At 52.0% G+C, this 19,829-nt stretch carries 16 protein-coding genes; 12 read left to right on the top strand and 4 right to left on the bottom strand.

Annotated elements, in window-relative coordinates; translation table 11 throughout:
- Positions 1-205: 205 nt before the first annotated feature.
- The 4 genes from dnaA (at position 206) to gyrB (ending at position 6,651) form a co-directional block, all read left to right on the top strand.
- On the top strand, positions 206-1,642 hold the full coding sequence (gene dnaA, locus ACTIDN_RS00735) for a chromosomal replication initiator protein DnaA (protein ID WP_441375646.1): 1,437 nt from the start codon (positions 206-208) through the stop codon (positions 1,640-1,642).
- Between the two features lie 127 nt (positions 1,643-1,769).
- Entirely contained in the window at positions 1,770-2,894 is a 1,125-nt protein-coding gene (gene dnaN, locus ACTIDN_RS00730; RefSeq protein ID WP_415507745.1) for a DNA polymerase III subunit beta, read from the top strand.
- A gap of 103 nt (positions 2,895-2,997) precedes the next feature.
- Positions 2,998-4,110, top strand: coding sequence for a DNA replication/repair protein RecF (gene recF, locus ACTIDN_RS00725; RefSeq protein ID WP_441375645.1), 1,113 nt, complete (start codon positions 2,998-3,000; stop codon positions 4,108-4,110).
- Between the two features lie 99 nt (positions 4,111-4,209).
- Positions 4,210-6,651: a DNA topoisomerase (ATP-hydrolyzing) subunit B gene (gyrB, locus tag ACTIDN_RS00720; protein WP_441375644.1), complete on the top strand. Its 2,442-nt coding sequence runs from the start codon at positions 4,210-4,212 to the stop codon at positions 6,649-6,651.
- Between the two features lie 84 nt (positions 6,652-6,735).
- On the opposite strand, the gene kdsA is transcribed toward gyrB, so the two are convergent.
- From kdsA to tpiA, 4 genes are all read right to left on the bottom strand, one after another.
- On the bottom strand, positions 6,736-7,566 hold the full coding sequence (kdsA, locus tag ACTIDN_RS00715) for a 3-deoxy-8-phosphooctulonate synthase (RefSeq protein ID WP_441375643.1): 831 nt from the start codon (positions 7,564-7,566) through the stop codon (positions 6,736-6,738).
- Positions 7,563-9,194, bottom strand: a complete 1,632-nt coding sequence (locus tag ACTIDN_RS00710) for a CTP synthase (protein WP_441375642.1) — start codon at positions 9,192-9,194, stop codon at positions 7,563-7,565. Before ACTIDN_RS00710 ends, kdsA begins: the two co-directional genes overlap by 4 nt.
- 141 nt (positions 9,195-9,335) lie before the next feature.
- Entirely contained in the window at positions 9,336-9,743 is a 408-nt protein-coding gene (secG, locus tag ACTIDN_RS00705) for a preprotein translocase subunit SecG (protein WP_441375641.1), read from the bottom strand.
- A gap of 26 nt (positions 9,744-9,769) precedes the next feature.
- Positions 9,770-10,510 (bottom strand): triose-phosphate isomerase, encoded by a 741-nt coding sequence (gene tpiA, locus ACTIDN_RS00700; protein WP_441375640.1) that lies wholly within the window; start codon positions 10,508-10,510, stop codon positions 9,770-9,772.
- Positions 10,511-10,741: 231 nt separating this feature from the next.
- Here tpiA and ACTIDN_RS00695 point away from each other — a divergent pair, with 231 nt between their 5' ends.
- From ACTIDN_RS00695 to ACTIDN_RS00660, 8 genes are all read left to right on the top strand, one after another.
- Complete coding sequence (locus ACTIDN_RS00695) at positions 10,742-12,658, top strand: peptidyl-prolyl cis-trans isomerase (RefSeq protein WP_441375639.1); 1,917 nt, start codon at positions 10,742-10,744, stop codon at positions 12,656-12,658.
- Complete coding sequence (gene trpE / locus ACTIDN_RS00690) at positions 12,655-14,190, top strand: anthranilate synthase component I (protein ID WP_441375638.1); 1,536 nt, start codon at positions 12,655-12,657, stop codon at positions 14,188-14,190. The genes ACTIDN_RS00695 and trpE overlap by 4 nt, the downstream gene beginning before the upstream one ends.
- Positions 14,191-14,246: 56 nt before the next feature.
- Positions 14,247-14,843, top strand: coding sequence for an anthranilate synthase component II (locus ACTIDN_RS00685; protein ID WP_441375637.1), 597 nt, complete (start codon positions 14,247-14,249; stop codon positions 14,841-14,843).
- A 2-nt stretch (positions 14,844-14,845) separates the two neighbouring features.
- On the top strand, positions 14,846-15,970 hold the full coding sequence (gene trpD / locus ACTIDN_RS00680) for an anthranilate phosphoribosyltransferase (RefSeq protein ID WP_441375636.1): 1,125 nt from the start codon (positions 14,846-14,848) through the stop codon (positions 15,968-15,970).
- Positions 15,971-15,972: 2 nt separating this feature from the next.
- On the top strand, positions 15,973-16,839 hold the full coding sequence (gene trpC / locus ACTIDN_RS00675) for an indole-3-glycerol phosphate synthase TrpC (RefSeq protein ID WP_441375635.1): 867 nt from the start codon (positions 15,973-15,975) through the stop codon (positions 16,837-16,839).
- Position 16,840: 1 nt separating this feature from the next.
- Entirely contained in the window at positions 16,841-17,323 is a 483-nt protein-coding gene (gene moaC, locus ACTIDN_RS00670; protein WP_441375634.1) for a cyclic pyranopterin monophosphate synthase MoaC, read from the top strand.
- 118 nt (positions 17,324-17,441) lie between these two features.
- On the top strand, positions 17,442-18,452 hold the full coding sequence (gene pdhA / locus ACTIDN_RS00665; protein WP_441375633.1) for a pyruvate dehydrogenase (acetyl-transferring) E1 component subunit alpha: 1,011 nt from the start codon (positions 17,442-17,444) through the stop codon (positions 18,450-18,452).
- A 6-nt stretch (positions 18,453-18,458) separates the two neighbouring features.
- Positions 18,459-19,817, top strand: a complete 1,359-nt coding sequence (locus ACTIDN_RS00660; RefSeq protein ID WP_441375632.1) for a pyruvate dehydrogenase complex E1 component subunit beta — start codon at positions 18,459-18,461, stop codon at positions 19,815-19,817.
- The last annotated feature ends 12 nt before the right edge of the window (positions 19,818-19,829 follow it).

Raw genomic sequence — 19,829 nt, 5'->3', positions numbered from 1 at the left:
CGGCATCACGCTCTGCACTATTTCTGGCGGAACGCACAAAGCGCCATGGACCTCACCTGACGACACAGTTTTCAGGTTCTATTTTCATCGGTCGTTTTTGTAAAATTGCCAGAAATCAGGCTGTTTGGCTGCCTTGAATATGGCAGTCGTATATTCGTAAATAACACGCGGCTTACCGCGCTGTTTTGACCGCTCGGGAGCATAGATGACAATCGGAGTGGACGATGACGAAAGCGCCTTCTCACATGTTGATGAGGGCAAGGCTCTTGAGAAATCGTGGATACGGATCTGTTCAAGACTTAAGGGCGAAGTTGGGGAGGTAGAATACCGTACCTGGCTGACAAAAATCGCCCTTGGTCCGGTTGATGGCGACGAAATCACTCTCCTGCTTCCTACCCGTTTTCTACGTGACTGGGTGCGCAGCCAATATGGTGACCGGTTAAGTGAGCTCTGGAATCAGGAGGTCTCAGCCATTCGGCGTGTTGAGCTTCAGGTTGCTCGCCCCGGAGACCCTGTAGCACCACCATTAGCATTAGAAGAAAAAACTACTGACGCCAGCGCTGCACCACAAGCTGATTCTGAAGACGCCCCAAGAGTGGCACCAGAAGTCAAAAGTGATATTGCTGCCGTGCTGGATAGCCGCTTCACGTTTGATACGTTCGTAGTCGGCAAGCCTAACGAATTCGCCTATGCCTGCGCACGGCGTGTGGCTGAAAAACCATCCAGCGTTGGCTTTAACCCGCTCTTCCTTTATGGCGGTGTGGGCTTGGGTAAAACGCATCTTATGCATGCTATCGGCGCAGAATTACTCCAGAGCGGCACGGTATCTGTCGCCTATATGTCTGCCGAAAAATTCATGTATCGGTTTATTGCGGCCATTCGCTCTCAATCGACTATGGAATTCAAAGAGCAGCTTCGCTCTGTTGACGTGTTGATGATTGATGACCTGCAATTCCTGATTGGCAAGGACAACACGCAAGAAGAGTTCTTCCACACATTCAACGCTCTTGTTGATGCTGGCAGACAGATCATTGTTTCCGCTGACAAATCACCGTCAGACCTTTCAGGGTTGGAAGACCGCCTTCGTACGCGTCTGGGCTGCGGTATGGTGGCTGACATCCATGCCACAACCTTCGAGCTACGAATCTCCATTCTGGAATCAAAGGCTGCCGCGTCTGGGGTGGTGGTGCCAAGCAAGGTTCTTGAGTTTCTGGCACACAAGATCACGTCCAATGTGCGTGAACTTGAAGGCGCGCTTAACCGCCTGATTGCTCACGCCAATCTGTTTGGTCGCCCCGTCACACTCGAAGCTACTCAGGACGTTCTGCACGATATTCTCAAGGCTCACGACCGGCGTGTCACGATTGAGGAAATCCAGAAGAAGGTCGCTGAACACTGGAATATTCGGCTTACCGATATGTCCTCTGCGCGTCGGGCGCGTGCTGTAGCACGCCCACGTCAGGTAGCAATGTTTCTGGCCAAGCAGCTTACAAGCCGCTCGCTGCCTGAGATTGGTCGCAAATTTGGCAACCGCGACCATACGACAGTCATGCATGCGGTATCACGCGTCACAGAGCTTATGGAACGTGATACAGCCTTCGCTGAAGACGTTGAGTTGCTAAGGCGTATGCTGGAAAGTTGAGAAACCGCTTTTCCTAAGATTAAAACGCTTTGTTTCTAGACCTACCAGCCGACCGCTGGTAGATTCCATAATTGATTTTACGCTCTATGTTTCCCGCCAGAGCGTAACACGCAGGGATGAGGTATAGATGAAGTTTTCAGCTGAGCGCACAACATTGCTCAAGGCTTTGGCACACATCCAGAGTGTAGCTGAAAAGCGCAATACTATCCCCATTCTGGCCAACGTGCTTATTCAGGCTGGAAATGGCCAGTTGAGCCTCAAAGCCACAGATATGGAAATTGAGGTTGTGGAAGTTATTCCGGCAACCATTTCCCGAGAAGGCGCTACAACCGCGCCCGCCTCTGTTCTGTATGAAATCGTCCGCAAGCTTCCGGATAATGTTCAAGTTGAACTGGACCAGGCTGAAGGCGACACCCCGCTCCAGTTGCGTGCAGACCGCTTTGCAACGCGCCTGAACGTACTGAGTGTTGATGATTTCCCATCCATGGGAGCAGGGGAGCTTCCTTGCCATTTCAAGGTAAAGTCAACCACTCTGCGATCTCTGATTGACCGCACACGTTTTGCGATTTCTACAGAAGAAACCCGCTATTACCTGAATGGTATTTTCTTCCACGCCACAGAAAACGAGGGCAAACCTCTACTCAGAGCCGTCGCAACAGACGGCCACCGCCTTGCACGAGTAGAAGCAGACCTCCCGGTTGGCGCTGAGACGATGCCTGGCGTGATTATTCCGCGCAAAACAGTCGCTGAACTGCGCAAGCTTCTTGATGAAGCACCGGAAGAAATTGAAATCGCGCTTTCCGAGACGCGCATCCAGTTCACGGCTGGCCCAATCATGCTGACGTCAAAATTGATTGACGGCACTTTCCCTGAGTATGATCGTGTTATTCCTCGCAATAATACGCGCATTCTGCGCGTCAGCAAAAAAGACTTTGCTGACGCTGTGGCGCGTGTTGCAGCCATCAGCCAGGAACGTTCACGTCCGGTAAAACTGGTATTGGAACCAGGATTGCTGACACTCTCCGCAAGTAGCGCAGAGCAGGGTGTCGCAAAGGAAGAACTAGACGATAATCGCATTTCCTTTGACGCAGAACCACTGGAAATCGGATTTCAGGCCCGTTACCTGAACGACATCACGGACCAAGTTGAAAAAGACGTTGAATTCGCTTTTTCCGACAGCTCCGCGCCAACCATTGTGCGCGATGTTGATAGCCCCTCAGCACTCTATGTGCTGATGCCAATGCGCGTCTAAGGTGAATATTGTCGGCAGGTTTTTAACTTCAAACTTAAAAACCTGCCGGGATTATCATTTTTGTCCGTGCTTTTCTCTCATATCGTAAGCGCGCCCGGATACTATGCCCCGGCTTAAAAAGCTTACGCTTACCAATTTTCGTAATTATCCCCGCTTAGTGTGGGAGCCTGAAAGTTCACTCGTCGTTTTAACGGGCGAAAACGGCAGCGGGAAAACCAACCTCCTTGAAGCCCTCTCCCTGCTCACAGCAGGCCGAGGATTACGACGTGCCCCCATTACGCAACTTGGTTATAATCAAAGCGTGAAATGGGGCATTAGCGCACGGTTTCACTTGGATAACGAATACGTTGATCTTGCAACCGGCATTGCGCCAGGGGGTGAGGCTGCCAGACGTGTGCACCTGCTCAATGGCAGAATTTTACCAAAAAAAGAGTCTCTTGAAGATACATTAGCCGCCGTCTGGCTCACACCACAGATGGATAGGCTTTTCAGTGATAACACATCTGGCCGCAGACGTTTCTTGGATAGGCTCGTTATGGCAATTAGTCCTAACCATGCACGGGAACTTACGGCGTATGACCGCGCAATGGCCCAGCGTAATCGCCTTTTACAAACACGCTTTACTGAAAATAGCTGGCTAGCCGGCCTTGAAGCCTCCATGGCGCGCCATGCTGTTGCCATAGCGGCTGCACGACAGGACCTAGTCCAGCACTTATGCCTTTCAGCTAGCGAGGCAACCTCTGGTTTTCCGGCCACGCGTGGCGAACTGGACTGCATTATAGGCAACAAAATAGCGCAAAATGCAGCTCTTGTGGTCGAGGACTGGCTAAAAGAACGCTTGAATGCCAACCGACAAGAAGATCGGGAACGTGGCAGGGCCACTCTGGGCACGCACCGGGCAGATTTCACGCTCTCCGATTATGCAACAGGCCTCCCGGCGTCTACAGCCAGCACCGGTCAACAGAAAGCAATGCTGATTGGTATTATTCTTGCGCATGCGGATCTGGTTAAAGAATACCGTGGCGCTCCGCCCATTCTTCTTTTTGACGAACCTTTGGTTCATCTTGACCAAGCCAAACGCACCGCTTTGTTGGCACGCCTGAAAACCTTTCAGACAACCGCCATTCTAACAGGCACCGATAGTGGATTATTTGAAGATTTGCGTGGCGCAGCACAGTTTAGCTCCCTGAAAAATGGTCAGTTTCTCTCCGTATGACCAAGAAAAGAGCTTAAGGAATCTGGCCTCCAACGGGCTGGCAGAGTATAAGAACGAAAGTCGTTTTTTATTCTTCCATCTCCGGAGTACGTTTTACTCATGACTGACCACTCTCAGACTACGCCACCGACCGGTATGGAAGAAGATTACGGCGCGTCATCAATCTCCGTTTTAAAAGGACTTGATGCCGTTAGAAAACGCCCTGGCATGTATATCGGGGATACAGACGATGGGTCTGGCCTGCATCACATGGCGTTTGAAATTATTGATAACGCAGTGGATGAAGCACAAGCTGGCTATGCTACGCGCTGCATTGTCACTCTCCTCCCTAATGACACGGTGAGTGTGCGGGATAACGGCCGCGGCATTCCTACAGATATGCATGCTGAGGAAGGCATTAGCGCTGCTGAAGTCGTGCTGACCCGCCTTCATGCTGGCGGTAAATTCAACCAGAATTCATACAAAGTTTCAGGCGGCTTGCACGGTGTTGGCGCTGCTGTGGTCAATGCCTTATCTGAAAAAATGGAAGTCCGCATTTGGCGTGGCGGCACAGAACATGTGATCACGTTCCGACATGGTGAACGAGACCGCGCCTTGGAGGTGGTCGGCCCATCATCAGAAGAACGCGGCACGCTGGTTACCTTCAAACCAAGTGACAAAACTTTCCCGAAAACCGTGTTCGATTTTGCTATTCTTGAACGCCGACTTCGGGAGCTGGCTTTCCTGAACTCCGGGCTGGAAATTGTTCTTAGAGACCATCGTACGGAAGAAAAACGCGAAGAAATCTTCCACTATGATGGCGGCCTAGAAGCATTTGTCCAATGGCTTGACCGAGCCAGAACACCGATTGTCACCCCTCCAATCACGGGTAGCCTCGAAAACGAGGAAAGCGGGATCAAAGTAGAGTTCGCGTTGAGCTGGAATGACAGTTTCCATGAAACAATGCTGTGCTTTACCAACAATATTCCTCAGCGTGATGGGGGTGCTCATCTTGCTGGTTTCCGGCAGGCCTTAACACGTATTGTCGGCAAATATGCCGAGAGCATTGCTAAAAAAGATTCTCAGTCTCTGGTCGGCGAAGACATGCGGGAAGGCCTGACGGCTGTTCTGTCCGTCAAAGTCCCAGACCCAAAATTCTCCTCACAGACAAAAGACAAACTGGTTTCCTCAGAAGTCCAGCCTGTTGTTCACGCGGCTGCATCTGACATGATCGGCCATTGGTTTGAAACACACCCCAAAGAAGCCAAGGTTGTTGTATCCAAAGTACTGGATGCTGCCTCTGCGCGTGAGGCAGCTCGTAAAGCCCGCGAATTGACACGCCGTAAGGGTGTTCTGGATATCTCCTCTCTGCCCGGTAAGCTGGCTGATTGTCAGGAGCGGGACCCATCAAAAGCTGAAATTTTCATTGTTGAGGGTGACTCTGCAGGTGGCACTGCAAAACAGGGCCGAGATCGACGTTTTCAAGCTATCCTGCCGCTCAAAGGTAAAATTCTGAACGTCGAGCGTGCCCGCTTTGACCGCATGCTTGGGTCCGCTGAAATTGGCACTCTGATTACGGCGTTGGGCACAGGCATTGGTCGGGGGGAAGCAGATCAGGGCGGCTTTTCTGTCGAAAAACTCCGTTACCATCGCATCGTCATCATGACTGACGCTGACGTAGACGGCTCACATATCCGGACCCTGCTACTCACCTTCTTCTTCCGGCAAATGCCTGAGCTGATAGAGCGCGGCTACCTGTATATTGCCCAGCCACCACTTTATCGTGCCAAACGCGGGAATGAAGAGCGCTACCTAAAAGACGATGCCGCACTAGAGCAGTATCTGCTTGATAAAGCGCTTAATAATGCGAGCTTCGTTTATAGCGACAAGCGAACTGTCAGTGGTGAAGAGCTGGAAGCAGACCTTCCTTTCATACGGCAAACTGCACAAGCAATTACCCGCTTGTCCAACCGTATTCCAAAATGGATTATTGAGCAGGTTGCTCTTGCTGGTGCGCTTGCGGCTGACCTGGCCATTGTGCAGGGCAGGGTAAGTACTCTCCAGCAAAATCTGGATGCAGCATCCCCCGAAAACGAACGCGGGTGGAAAGTTGTGGCGAGTGAAGATGGCCTCGAACTGGCGCGCAATGTACGCGGCGTAGGGGAGGTCTATCGGATTGACCCCACAAGCTTTGCGGGAGCGGATGCTCGTTGGCTTACCGCGCAGTTAGAACGTCTGCAAAAAGAATTCGGAACAGGCGTCATCCTCAAACACGAAAGCTCAGAGGTCGAGCTTGCTGGCCCCTCAGAGCTCTATACGCGCTTGCTGACACAAGGTCGCCGCGGTTTGGCGATCAACCGCTTTAAAGGCTTGGGCGAAATGAACGACGCCCAACTTTGGGAAACAACCCTCGACCCATCTATGCGTACCCTGTTGCAGGTAAAGGTTGGAGATGTGGAAGAAGCCAGCCAAGTCTTTACGACGCTGATGGGTGACGTGGTTGAGCCCCGCCGTGACTTTATTGTCGGGAATGCCCTGAAAGTTGCCAATCTGGACGTATAAGGAAGCCAGATAGAAATACAAAAAAAGGGCAGACTTTTAAAAGTCTGCCCTTTTTTGTTTACGCCTAAAAGTAAAGCCTAATGATTAGCTTTTAATCAGCGTGTCTATCGCTTTGAACTGCTCCAGCAACTTAGGTAGCGCCATTATGGGCAGCATATTAGGACCATCACTAGGTGCTGCATCTGGGTTCTCATGCGTCTCAATAAACAGGGCAGCAACGCCTATTGCCAAAGCGGCCCGTGACAGAATGGGCGCGAACTCGCGCTGTCCGCCCGAAGACCCACCAAGGCCACCAGGTTGCTGAACCGAATGTGTGGCATCAAATACAACTGGGTAGCCAGTTTGCGCCATAATAGGCAAGCCACGCATATCATTGATCAGGGTATTATACCCAAAACTGGTGCCCCGCTCACACAGCATAATTTTTTGGTTGCCCGTTGATGCAATTTTTGCAGCGACGTGCTGCATGTCCCACGGAGCCAAAAACTGGCCTTTTTTGACATTCACAACCGCGCCTGTTTTTCCTGCTGCCAACAGAAGGTCTGTCTGACGGCACAAAAATGCGGGAATCTGAATAATATCAACCGCTTCCGCAACGGGTGCGCACTGTTCTGCCGTGTGCACGTCCGTCAAAACTGGCACACCCAGTTGTTGACGGATATCTGCGAGAATTGCCAAACCTTGATGCAGACCGACACCACGTGCACTGGACAGACTGGTGCGATTGGCTTTGTCGTAAGAGCTTTTGTAAATAAGCCCGACGCCAGCCACCGAACAAATCTCCTTCAATGCACTTGCCGTCTCAAAGGCATGGGCAGCAGACTCAATCTGGCACGGTCCGGCGATTAGAACAAACGGCTGATCATTGCCAACCGATTGTTGCCCAAGTTGAAAATTACGCGATGCTCCACTCATGCTGGCCGCACTTTTTTAAGAGCCGCACCGACAAAACCGGAGAACAGTGGGTGAGGGGCGAAAGGGCGAGACTTCAGCTCAGGATGATACTGCACTGCCACAAACCAGGGGTGATCCGGGTATTCAACGACTTCTGGCAAGATACCGTCAGGAGACAAGCCTGAGAATTTCAAACCAGCAGCTTCAAGCTTTTCGCGATAGTGAATATTCACTTCGTAACGATGGCGATGGCGCTCCCTGATGTCTGTCGTGCCATAGGCTTCAGCTGCACGAGAGCCTGTGCTCAGCACGGCAGGGTAGGCTCCAAGACGCATGGTCCCGCCAAGCTCCCCACCTTCACTACGGCGCAAACGTTCGTTGCCACGCGCCCACTCAGTCATAAGACCTACCAAAGGTTCTTTGGTATAGCCAAATTCTGTAGAGGATGCGTCCGGGATCCCCGCAAGATTTCGAGCACACTCAATAACAGCCATCTGCATACCAAAGCAGATACCCAAGAACGGAATGCCATGCTCACGTGCATAACGAATTGCAGCAATCTTGCCTTCTGACCCGCGCTCACCAAACCCACCGGGAACCAGAATACCATCCGCCTTCGCAAGACGTTCAAGAGCGGCTTCTGATTTTTCAAGAGCCTCAGCTTCTACCCAGTCAAGCCGCACTTTGACACGGTGGTCTATGCCACCATGAAGAAGGGCTTCATTGAGGGATTTATAGCTATCCAAGAGGGCAGTATATTTACCAACAACAGCAATACGTACTTCATTGTTGGGACGGCGGATGGCGTCAACAATTTTTTCCCAACCAGAAAGATCTGGCTCTTCTTCAAACGGCAGTCCGAAATAGCGCAGGACTTCGTTGTCCATACCTTCGGCATGGTAAGCAAGCGGGCAGGAATAGATTGTATCAACATCCCGCGCGGCAATAACTGCCTCAGGTCGCACGTTACAGAAATTAGCAATTTTCCGGCGTTCAGTATCCGGAATGGCGCGGTCACACCGGCACAGAAGAATTTGTGGCTGAATACCAACATTTTGCAACTCTTTTACAGAGTGCTGGGTTGGTTTGGTTTTCAGTTCACCCGCTGATGGGATCCACGGTAACAGGGTAAGGTGCACAACCATACTCTGAGCCGGACCGAGATCGTTACGAAGTTGACGAATGGATTCAAGGAAGGGAAGGCTTTCAATATCCCCAACTGTACCGCCAATTTCGACCAGAACAAAGTCGACATCGTCCGTGTTGGCAACAACAATGTCTTTAATGGCGTCTGTAATGTGCGGGATAACCTGTACAGTCCCGCCCAGATAATCTCCGCGCCGCTCTCTGGCAATAACGTCGGAATAGATCTTGCCTGTCGTTGTATTGTCTTCTCTGGTCGCATTCACGCCCGTAAAGCGCTCATAGTGACCAAGGTCGAGATCTGTCTCGGCACCATCTTCCGTGACAAATACTTCCCCATGTTGGAAGGGGCTCATCGTACCCGGATCCACATTGAGATACGGGTCCAGCTTACGCAAGCGGACTTTATAGCCACGTGCTTGAAGGAGGGAGGCGAGGGCTGCTGAAGCAATGCCCTTACCAAGGGAGGACACCACACCACCGGTGATAAATACAAAACGAGTCATGAGCAGGCTTCCTACACGGACAGAACCGGGTGGGTAAAGATGGACAAAAAAATTCCTCCGCAGCTTTCTACAAGCGCGGAGGAACAGAGGCACGTTGCCTCTCCACCCTTAAGAAAAGGGGGAGGGGCGATCTTCACAGAATTAGTGCTGCGTCTGCGGCTGAGGTGCCTGCACAGCAGGCGCAGCCGGCGCATTAGTTGCCGCAGCAGGAGCAGGAGCAGGAGCAGGAGCAGGAGCAGGAGCAGGAGCAGGCTGTGTTGGGGCCGATACAGGTGCAACAGGTGCCTGAGCCAGAATATCGTGACCAGCCCCGCTCACCGCACCGCGGTTAAGAACGGCTAGAACAAGAGAAAGCAGCATGAACAAGCCAGCAAGAACCGCTGTGCTTCGGGTCAGCAGGTTTGCAGTCCCACGCCCGGACATGAAAGCACCCATGCCCTGCCCACCGCTGCCAATACCCAAGCCACCACCTTCACTCCGCTGAATAAGCACAGTGCCTATGAGGGCTACGGTTACACAAAAATGCAGAATCAGCAGGGCTGTGGTCATGTCTTCTTCCGGGTAAGATACTAATTTCAGGCAGCAGATGCTGCACTGATAATGGACAAGAACGCTTCAGCTTTCAGGCTGGCGCCACCAACAAGCGTTCCTGCTACATCCGCGATCGACAGAATGGAAGCCGCATTCTTGTCATTAACGGAGCCACCATACAGAATTTTGATAGTTTTTCCAGCCTCAGCAAACTGACGGATAAGCTCTTCCCGCAGGAATGTCATTGTTTCCGCAATTTCTTCGGTTGTCGCAGCACGCCCTGTTCCAATAGCCCATATAGGCTCGTACGCAAGAATACCCGAAAAGCCGTCAGGTAGAGAGCCTTTGATCTGCCAACCAAGTGTATCAAAATGATCACCACTTTCACGCTGCTCTTCTGTCTCTCCAACGCACACGATGGGAGTTAAGCCAGCTTTTGCCGCAGCAACGGCTTTTTCCCGCACAGTCTCATCCAACTCACCATGCTCCTGCCGGCGTTCAGAGTGCCCTAGAATGACGTGCGACACGCCAAGATCCGTCAACATAGCAGGGGAGATATCACCCGTATGCGCTCCGGAAACTTCTTTGTGGCAGTCCTGAGCACCTAAACCGATGGGAGACGGCTCCACGGTTGAGGCCAACAAGGCAAGCTGTGTAAAGGGAGGGCATATTACTACCTCCGGACCGTCTGCCGTCACTTTACCAAGAAGAGCCTGAACAAGCGCCTGCGAGTCACGGGTCGTGCCGTTCATCTTCCAGTTACCGACGATGATTTGTCTGCTCATGTCTGCTTTCCCTACTATGAACTACGCTACGCAGCGGCTTGTTGCACATGGTGCCCGCCACCTTACGGTGACATAGCCTTAACCATACAGTGGCACTTCGAGGCAAGTACGATACGAGTTTAACGAGCCTTACTGTTCTTACGACTGGTCAAGCGCTCTCTGGCCGCTTATGGTGCCGCGTTCACGGCATGCCGTGATATGCTGTTCTGTCTCCCATCGGATCCTGCGTTCATGATTTCCTATCTTCGTCACGTTTTTGTTGATTCCTGGTTAGGCCGGGTTATCGCCATCGTCCTGTTTCTCGCATTTATTGGATGGGGTATTGGTGATGTCGTGAACTATATGGGAACAGAAACGGACGTTGTCGCAAAAGTCGGCAACGGGCGTATTGGTTCTGATGATCTTGCACAGGCCATACAATCTGAGTTGCCTAACATGGCAAAACAGATGGGCGTTTCAGACCCATCGCAGCTTCCGCCAGCATTGCGTAAACAGGTCGCCTATCAGGTGCTACAACGTCTGGTAGGGCAGGAAGAAGTTCTTGAAGCGGCGCGTCGACTAGGCGTCAGTGTGCCGGATGCAGCAGTACGGGATGAAGTCTTTTCACTCCCTTATTTTAAAGGCCCCACTGGGCAGTTTGACCGCACTATCCTGAATGCGCGACTGCGTGAGCGGGGCATGAACGAGCAGCACTTCCTGACGTTGATCCGCGATGACCTGACGTCACGCACGGTTTTGCAACCTGTTGCGCAGGGTGGCACATCGTCGGCCATCATGGCACGCCGCCTTTCCGCGTTTGGTTTACAAACGCGAGTTGTTGATCTGGTGCGTGTGCCGTTTGCGGAACAAGCCACGCCTGCCACACCAAGCGATGCAGTCTTACAGCGTTACTACGCCAACCATTCTTGGTTATTCCAAGCTCCTGAATTCCGCCACGCCCGCATTGTCGTCCTGTCACCGGCAACGGTAGCCCAGACGATTACTGTCGATGATAAAGATTTAAAGCGTGTGTATGACGAAGAATCTTCACGGTACAACGTACCTGAAACGCGCGATGTGCAGGTTATAACCCTCCCTGATGAGGAAGCTGCTAGCAAGATAGCAGCCCTGTGGAACGGCGGTGCGGACTGGAATACTGTGCAAGCTGCGTCCAAAGGCGGAGCTTCTGTGGACATGCCAGCAACACGGGCTTCTGGAATTCCATCAGAAGTTCTCAGCAAGGCTGTTTTTGCAGCACCTCTGACTCAAGTTCAGGGGCCTGTGAAAACCGAGGCTGGATGGACTGTATTCCGTGTCAACAAGATTACGGCACCAAGCACCACACCATTTGAGGTCGCTAAACAGGATATTCTGCAGCAATATCGCACAGCAAAAGCGCCGTCTGTTGTTGCTGAACGAAGCCGTCAACTACAGGATGCCATTGCCGGAAGTGGTCTGGACTCTATTCCCGCTGACATTGGTGCAGTTGCGGCTGCGGGCACGATGGACGCCAACGGCAACACACAGGAAAAGGAACCTGCACCTCTTCCTGCATCAGGCAAGCTGCGCGAAGCTCTTCTTCAAAAGGTCTTTTCTCTTCCAAAGGGTAATCAGCCCAACCTGATAGAAGGCCCTGACAATAGCTGGTTTGCCGTGCAGGTGGACGCCATTACACCAGCGGCACCACGCAGTTTTGAACTTGCAAAAGCTGATGTTCTCGCCGCTTGGCAGGCTGAAGCGCGCAAACATGCCGCTGATCTGCGCGCCACGTCTATTTACACAGCAGCAAAAGATCATGGCGGCATTGCGCAGACACCTGATGCAGCAAAAAGCATCAAAGATCTCTCATTCTCCCGCAGCGCGCCGAATAAAAACATTCCTTCTGAGCTGATGGGCTATCTGCCCCAGATGCAAGCTAGCCAGTCAGTTATGGCGCAAGACGAAAACTCTTTCTTCATCGCGACAGTAACCAAGGTTTATACGCCAGATCCCTTGGCTGATCCGGTTGGCTTTCAGCGCGTGAAAGATGCTTTGACGCAATCTGAGGGCGATGACTTGGTTGCCTCGTATGTCGATGCGCTTGCTAAACGTTTCCCTCCTAAAATCACGGAACGTGCCGTTACAGCTACGCTGAGCTCCCTAGGGTTTGACGGGACGTCTTCTCCATGAGCCTGAACACGCATCTCCAAGCATCTCCTTCCCTTCAGGACGTTGAACAGCGCTGGAGCGAAGTGCAGGGAAGTGTTGTCTTTACCGTTGAGCCAGCAGATCTGCTCACTCCTGTTTCTGCTTATATGCGGCTACGTCAATTCGATAGCACCACCCATAAACACACCCTGCTTTTGGAAAGTGTAGAAGGAGGTGTCTCACGTGGGCGCTATTCTGTTATTGCGCTTAAACCGGACCTTGTCTGGACCTGCCACGCAGGGAATGTGACACTTGATCGGGCTCCTGATGAGGCTGGGGGAGCACCGGAAAAGCAACATGAACCCGCTCTTGCCTCACTCCGCGCCCTTGTTCAAGAAAGCACGTTAGACCTTCCTGCTGGCCTACCCCCCATGATTGCCGGGTTATTCGGCTACCTAGGGTACGATATGGTACGGCAGATGGAATATCTGCCTAATGCTCCAATAGATGACCTCAATTTGCCCGAAGCCATTCTTATTCGGCCTGGGCTTTTTGCTGTTTTTGACACGGTAAGTGATGAGCTAATTCTGGCCGCACCTATCCGTCCGGCACCTCATCAAACCGCAAAAAAAGCTTGGAAAAACGCGCAGGCTCTTCTTCTCAAAGCCAAAACATGCCTGAGTGCAGGCCTCCCATTGGACCGCTCCCCTACCGTGACGAGCGGATTTGAAGAACCGCACTCAACTTTCACAAAATCTGAATTTTGCGAAACAGTTGAAAAAATACAGGATTACATTGCCGCGGGGGATGCGTTTCAGGTTGTCCCAAGCCAAAGATTTTCGACCGCATTTCCCCTGCCATCCCTCTCTCTCTACCGTAGCCTGCGCCGAATTAATCCGGCACCATTTCTATTCCACCTGGATTTCGGGACCTTTTCCCTCGTCGGTTCATCACCAGAAATTCTTGTTCGGGTACGAGATGGTAAAATGACCGTAAGGCCCCTTGCAGGCACACGACCACGCGGCAAAAGCCCCGAAGAAGACTTGAAACTTGAGCAAGATTTGCTCAGCGACCAAAAAGAACTTGCTGAACATCTCATGCTGATTGATCTTGGCCGCAATGATGTTGGGCGCGTGTGCGAGCCTGGCTCTGTGCAGGTCACTGAGCGTTTTGTTATTGAACGCTTTAGCCACGTCATGCACATTTCGTCCAACGTAGAAGGTAAAGTACGACCCGATGTTGATGTGCTGGATGCGCTTATCGCTGCTTTCCCTGCGGGCACATTAACCGGCGCACCTAAAATTAGGGCAATGGAAATTATTGACGAGTTTGAACGCACCCGGCGAGCAACCTATGCTGGCTGTATAGGATATTTTGGTGCCGACGGGGATATGGATACCTGTATCGGCCTTCGTATGGCCGTCGTCAAAGATGGTATGATGCATGTACAGGCGGGCTGTGGCGTTGTAGCGGATAGCGTACCGGAAGCTGAATATGAGGAAACGCGGCAGAAGGCGCGCGCTGTGTTCCGCGCGGCCGAACACGCACTCTCTCAAGCTCAGCATGGCTGGTGACCAGCTTATGATGACTGACATTTGACGTAACGGCAACACAAGGCCATCATACCGCAATGATCCTTCTGATCGACAACTACGATAGTTTTACGTTCAACTTGGTGCACTATCTGGGTGAACTGGGAGAAAGCTGTCAGGTCCATCGTAACGACAGCATGACTGTCGAAGAGGCTCTTGCCTTAGCTCCTGATGCCATTGTTCTCTCACCGGGGCCTTGCTCGCCCAATGAAGCAGGTATCTGCTGTGATCTTATTAAACAGGCTGCCGGCCTAATACCCATTTTTGGTGTCTGCCTTGGGCATCAGGCTATTGGTCAGGTATTCGGGGCTAATGTAGTTCGTGCCCCCACACCCATGCATGGCAAGATAAGTCCGGTTTTCCATAATGGAGCTGATGTTTTTAAAGGTCTTCCCAATCCATTTAAGGCAACGCGTTATCATAGCCTGACTCTCGCACCCGACAGTATTCCTGACACTCTGGAAGTCACTGCATGGACGGAAGACGGAGTAATTATGGGTGTGCGCCATAAGGAATATCCGATATCTGGTGTGCAATTCCATCCCGAGAGCATTGCCTCAGAATATGGGCATGACATTTTACGTAATTTTCTGACCCATGCGCAGGAATGGGTTACCAAAAAGCCCCAACCATAAGCATGAGCGATTATTCTCTTTCAACAAACACTCTGTCACCAGATGCAGTGTTTTTATCGCTGCTCAACAGGCTATGCCTCGGTCATAGGTTAAATGCTCATGAGACAGAGCAAGCTTTTGGCATCATTGTCGAAGGTAGTGTTTCTTCTGAACGCATTGCCGCATTTCTCACAGCCATGCGTGTGCAAGGGGAAGGGCAGGCGGAACTACTAGGGGCCGTGCGAGCCTTACGAGCACGTATGATCTCTCTGCCCACAGTCCCACCAGACACCATAGATGTCTGCGGCACAGGTGGGGACAATTACGGCACGCTCAATATTTCGACCGCCACTGCGTTTGTGCTGGCAGCCTTAGGCATTCCAGTTGCCAAGCACGGCAATCGTGCTGTGTCGTCCCGCACAGGAGCATCAGACGTTCTGGCCGCATTGGGAATTGCTCCTCTGGACAATCTGGAAGCTCTTTCTAACCAACTAACACAGCATCACCTCACTTTTCTGGCGGCTCCCCATCACCATCCTGCCATGCGCTACGCAGCACCTGTTAGGAAAGCGCTAGGCATCCGGACACTCTTCAATCTTGTTGGCCCGCTCGTTAATCCAGCATCTGTCCAACGTCAGCTTGTGGGCGTTTTTTCCACGGAATGGCTCGATACTATCGTCGATGTCTTAAGTCTTTTGGGGTCGCACACTGTTTGGGCTGTGTGTGGCCAGCCCGAAGGCGAGTGTCAGGGGATTGACGAAATAACGCTTGCGGGCACAACGCAGGTGGTTGCGCTAGATCAGGGACAAAAATATCATTTCACCCTAACGCCAGAAATGGCAGGCTTACAGCAAGCCCCCATTTCCGACATTAAAGGCGATGATGCCGTCTATAATGCGCAAGCACTTTTAGCTCTTCTAAACGGTGCTCACGGCGCGTATCGTGATACCGTCGTGTTGAACGCAGCATGTGCTCTGCATGTTGCTGGACGCACCAAACTTTTGATTGACGGTAAAATTGACACCATGGCCCTTAAGGAAAGTGTGTCTTACGTCAGCCGACCTCTTGATGATGGTTCTGCCTTGGCAGTCCTAACCAGTTTGCGTACATCTTCTGCCTCTACGCATGCTCCAAACGTGACAGGATGACCATGAACGAAACACCCTCTTCATCCACTACAGGCGTATCCGACGTTGAAGCGTGCATTCGTGCGGAAGAGTTGCCGGATGTGCTTTCTCGTATCTGCGCCCGCACGCGGGTTGAAGTTGAGCACCGTTCAACTCTTCTTCCGTTAAAGGAAATTACCGCTCGAGCGCAGGAAAGCAAAGATGCTCCTCGCGGATTTGGTCGGGCGCTAAAAGAAAAGGCCGCTGATCGCTCCATTGGTCTGATAGCAGAAATAAAGAAAGCCTCTCCTTCAGCCGGCATTCTGCAAGAACACTATGACCCGGCAAAAATAGCCCAAGCTTACGAGCGCGCTGGTGCTGCATGTCTTTCCGTTCTGACTGAAAGCTCTTGCTTTCACGGACAGAACGAAGATCTCCAGACCGCTAGGGCAGCTTGCTCCCTGCCAGTGCTTCGCAAGGACTTCATCCTTGACCCGTGGCAGGTTTATGAAAGCCGCATGATTGGTGCAGATTGCATCCTTCTCATTATGAGCATCCTGCAAGATGAAGAAGCCCTTGAACTGGTTGATCATGCCAAGGGTTTGGAGATGGATGTATTAGTTGAAGTTCACGATGAAGAAGAACTCAACAGAGCTCTGGCGCTTGATACATTCCTAATTGGGATAAATAATCGTAATCTCAAAACCTTAAAGACAGACATTGCTACCACTCGTGAGCTTGCCCCTTTGGTGCCGCCGGACCGTATTATAGTCTCGGAAAGTGGTATCAAAACTCATGCGGACGTCGTGAGCCTAGCCGAAATTGGAGCGACTGGTTTTCTGGTAGGGGAATCGCTTTTACGGCAACCGGACCCAGAACAGGCCGTACGGGCACTTCTCGGTTCTGCCTGAAATGAGCATATCCTCCCGGCTGACGCATCTTAACGATGCAGGACATGCGCATATGGTGGATGTCTCAGACAAACCGAGCACAAAACGCCGAGCAACTGCAAAAGGCAGCATTCACATGCTGCCAGCAACCCTGCAGATGATTGTTTCTGGCACAGCACCAAAAGGTGATGTGCTGGCAACCGCACGGATAGCGGCCATCATGGCAGCAAAAAAGACCGCAGATATCATACCTTTATGCCACCCTTTGGCACTTAGCAGTGTTCAGGTCGATCTTTTGCCTAGTGATAACGGTATTGAGATCAGCGTGACCGTTGTTACAACAGGGGCAACAGGCGTAGAAATGGAGGCACTGACAGCGGTCTCAGCCGCAGCGCTTACGCTCTATGATATGTGCAAGGCGGTGGACCGTGGAATGCGTATCTCCGACATCCACCTTGAGCACAAAAGTGGGGGACAGTCTGGGGATTATGACGCGAAGTCATAGACAGTTGTACCCGATAAAAAACATGGCAGCCAAGCGGCTGGAGACGCAGCATGTCGTTCTGATTTTAAAAGACTTCGTGATTTTTTTGCATTTTTGACTACGAAAAAGGAAACAGCCAATGCAGGCGGGTAAAGACGATATTCAGAAAACTGGGGGGAATGGGCCATCCCTGACCCGCGAGCAGTTTACCCAAGCATTTCATGACATGTTGCTTATCCGCCGTTTCGAAGAGAAAGCCGGGCAGCTTTACGGCATGGGACTGATTGGGGGTTTCTGCCATCTCTATATCGGTCAGGAAGCGGTAGTCGTCGGGATTCAGATGGCACTAAAAGACGGTGATAAACTTATCACCTCTTACCGTGACCATGGGCAGATGCTGGCTGCCGGCATGACACCCAGAGGGGTCATGGCTGAACTGACAGGCCGCGCCACCGGCTATTCCCGCGGGAAAGGTGGCTCCATGCACATGTTCTCACGCGAAAAGAATTTTTACGGTGGACACGGTATTGTCGGTGCGCAGGTTGCCTTAGGCATTGGACTGGCGTTCGCTAACAAATATCGCGGTACGGACGAAGTTTCGATTGCCTATTTTGGTGACGGTGCTGCGAACCAAGGCCAGGTTTACGAAAGTTTCAATCTTGCTGCTTTGCATAAACTGCCCTGCATATTTGTTATTGAGAACAATTTGTACGGTATGGGCACTAGCGTAGAGCGCGCCTCTGCCTCACACGAAATGTGGCGCAACGGTGAGCCGTGGGGCATTCCCGGTCGACGCGTTGACGGCATGGATATTGCAACCGTGAACGAAGCAGCCGTTGAAGCCGTAGCCCACTGCCGTGCAGGAAAAGGCCCTTATCTGCTGGAAATGATGACATATCGTTACCGCGGCCACTCCATGTCTGACCCTGCAAAATACCGCAAACGTGAAGAAGTGGATGAAATCCGCAAAACGCGTGACCCCATTGAGCACGTCCGTCAGATTCTGTTGGATGCCGGAACCACACAAGAAGACCTAAAAGCCATCGAAAACAACATTAAAGCTGTTGTTAATGATTCGGCTGAATTCGCGCAGACAAGCCCCGAGCCTGACGCTGCCGAACTCTACACTGACGTTCTGCTAGAGGCTTGATAACTCATGGCTACTGATATTTTAATGCCCGCTCTTTCTCCCACCATGACCGAAGGCACAATTGCCCGGTGGTTGAAGAAAGAAGGTGATGCTGTTTCCAGCGGTGATGTCCTTGCAGAAATTGAGACTGACAAGGCTACAATGGAAGTTGAAGCTGTTGACGAAGGCATTCTCGGCCGTATTCTTGTGCCAGAAGGCGCACAGAACATAGCTGTGAATACCCCCATTGCCATTCTGGTCAGCGAAGGGGAAGAAGTCCCTGACAAATCCACTGTTGCACCGCAGGCTGCACCCGCGCATCACGCGGATGATGCACCGTTAGCATCCCCAGTCAATGCATCTGCACCGCGCGCTTTAAGCACTCCAGAACCTGAAAAGGACTGGGGGCCCACCGCTGAAATTACTGTGCGTGAAGCGCTTAATCAGGCCATGGCAGCCGAGTTGCGTCGTGATCCGGATGTCTTTCTGCTGGGTGAAGAAGTTGCTCAATATCAGGGCGCTTACAAGGTTTCCCAAGGCTTGCTGGCTGAGTTTGGTGAAAAGCGTGTCATAGACATGCCTATTACCGAACACGGCTTTACCGGCATGGCTGTCGGCGCGGCATTGACTGGCCTTAAACCCATTGTCGAGTTCATGACCATGAACTTCTCCATGCAGGCCATTGATCATATCATCAACTCAGCGGCTAAAACGCTTTACATGTCTGGCGGTCAGATGGGGTGCCCCATCGTGTTCCGTGGCCCTAATGGTGCCGCCGCACGTGTAGGTGCACAGCATTCACAGTGTTACGGAAGCTGGTATGCACACGTACCCGGCTTAAAAGTTGTCGCACCGTGGTCATCCGCTGATGCAAAAGGTCTGCTCCGGGCTTCCATTCGCGATCCGAACCCGGTTGTCTTTTTGGAAAACGAAATTCTCTACGGTCGGAAGTTTGAGTGCCCAACCGACGAAGACTTCATTCTCCCGATCGGCAAAGCCAAAGTTGAGCGGGCAGGGTCTCATGTTACCATCGTAACATTTTCCATCATGGTCGGCGTTGCCCTTCAGGCTGCGGAGGAACTGGCCAAGCAGGGAATTGAGGCTGAAGTCATCAACCTGCGTACGCTACGCCCGCTTGATACCGCCACCGTTGTTGAAAGCGTTAAGAAGACCAGCCGTCTCGTTACGGTTGAAGAAGGCTGGCCCTTTGCCGGTATTGGCGCAGAAGTGGCCATGCAGGTGATTGAACACGCTTTTGACTGGCTGGATGCACCCCCTGTGCGTATCGCAGGAGAAGATGTGCCAATGCCATTTGCTGCCAATCTTGAGAAACTCGCCCTGCCTCAGGCCAGCCACATTGTGGATGCCGTGCGCGGCATAGTGTGAGGGAACTATATC

The organism is Acetobacter sp. (assembly GCF_052102375.1).
In the GTDB taxonomy this organism is placed as follows: Bacteria; Pseudomonadota; Alphaproteobacteria; order Acetobacterales; family Acetobacteraceae; genus Acetobacter.
This window is presented reverse-complemented; position numbering and strand designations above follow the sequence as displayed.

Coding starts and splice junctions, on each gene's coding strand:
- moaC (WP_441375634.1), top strand. CDS start 16,841: ATGAGCATATCCTCCCGGCTGACGCATCTTAACGATGCAGGACATGCG.
- ACTIDN_RS00695 (WP_441375639.1), top strand. CDS start 10,742: ATGATTTCCTATCTTCGTCACGTTTTTGTTGATTCCTGGTTAGGCCGG.
- trpC (WP_441375635.1), top strand. CDS start 15,973: ATGAACGAAACACCCTCTTCATCCACTACAGGCGTATCCGACGTTGAA.
- pdhA (WP_441375633.1), top strand. CDS start 17,442: ATGCAGGCGGGTAAAGACGATATTCAGAAAACTGGGGGGAATGGGCCA.
- ACTIDN_RS00685 (WP_441375637.1), top strand. CDS start 14,247: ATGATCCTTCTGATCGACAACTACGATAGTTTTACGTTCAACTTGGTG.
- tpiA (WP_441375640.1), bottom strand. CDS start 10,510: ATGAGCAGACAAATCATCGTCGGTAACTGGAAGATGAACGGCACGACC.
- recF (WP_441375645.1), top strand. CDS start 2,998: ATGCCCCGGCTTAAAAAGCTTACGCTTACCAATTTTCGTAATTATCCC.
- trpD (WP_441375636.1), top strand. CDS start 14,846: ATGAGCGATTATTCTCTTTCAACAAACACTCTGTCACCAGATGCAGTG.
- kdsA (WP_441375643.1), bottom strand. CDS start 7,566: ATGAGTGGAGCATCGCGTAATTTTCAACTTGGGCAACAATCGGTTGGC.
- ACTIDN_RS00710 (WP_441375642.1), bottom strand. CDS start 9,194: ATGACTCGTTTTGTATTTATCACCGGTGGTGTGGTGTCCTCCCTTGGT.
- dnaA (WP_441375646.1), top strand. CDS start 206: ATGACAATCGGAGTGGACGATGACGAAAGCGCCTTCTCACATGTTGAT.
- trpE (WP_441375638.1), top strand. CDS start 12,655: ATGAGCCTGAACACGCATCTCCAAGCATCTCCTTCCCTTCAGGACGTT.
- dnaN (WP_415507745.1), top strand. CDS start 1,770: ATGAAGTTTTCAGCTGAGCGCACAACATTGCTCAAGGCTTTGGCACAC.
- secG (WP_441375641.1), bottom strand. CDS start 9,743: ATGACCACAGCCCTGCTGATTCTGCATTTTTGTGTAACCGTAGCCCTC.
- gyrB (WP_441375644.1), top strand. CDS start 4,210: ATGACTGACCACTCTCAGACTACGCCACCGACCGGTATGGAAGAAGAT.
- ACTIDN_RS00660 (WP_441375632.1), top strand. CDS start 18,459: ATGGCTACTGATATTTTAATGCCCGCTCTTTCTCCCACCATGACCGAA.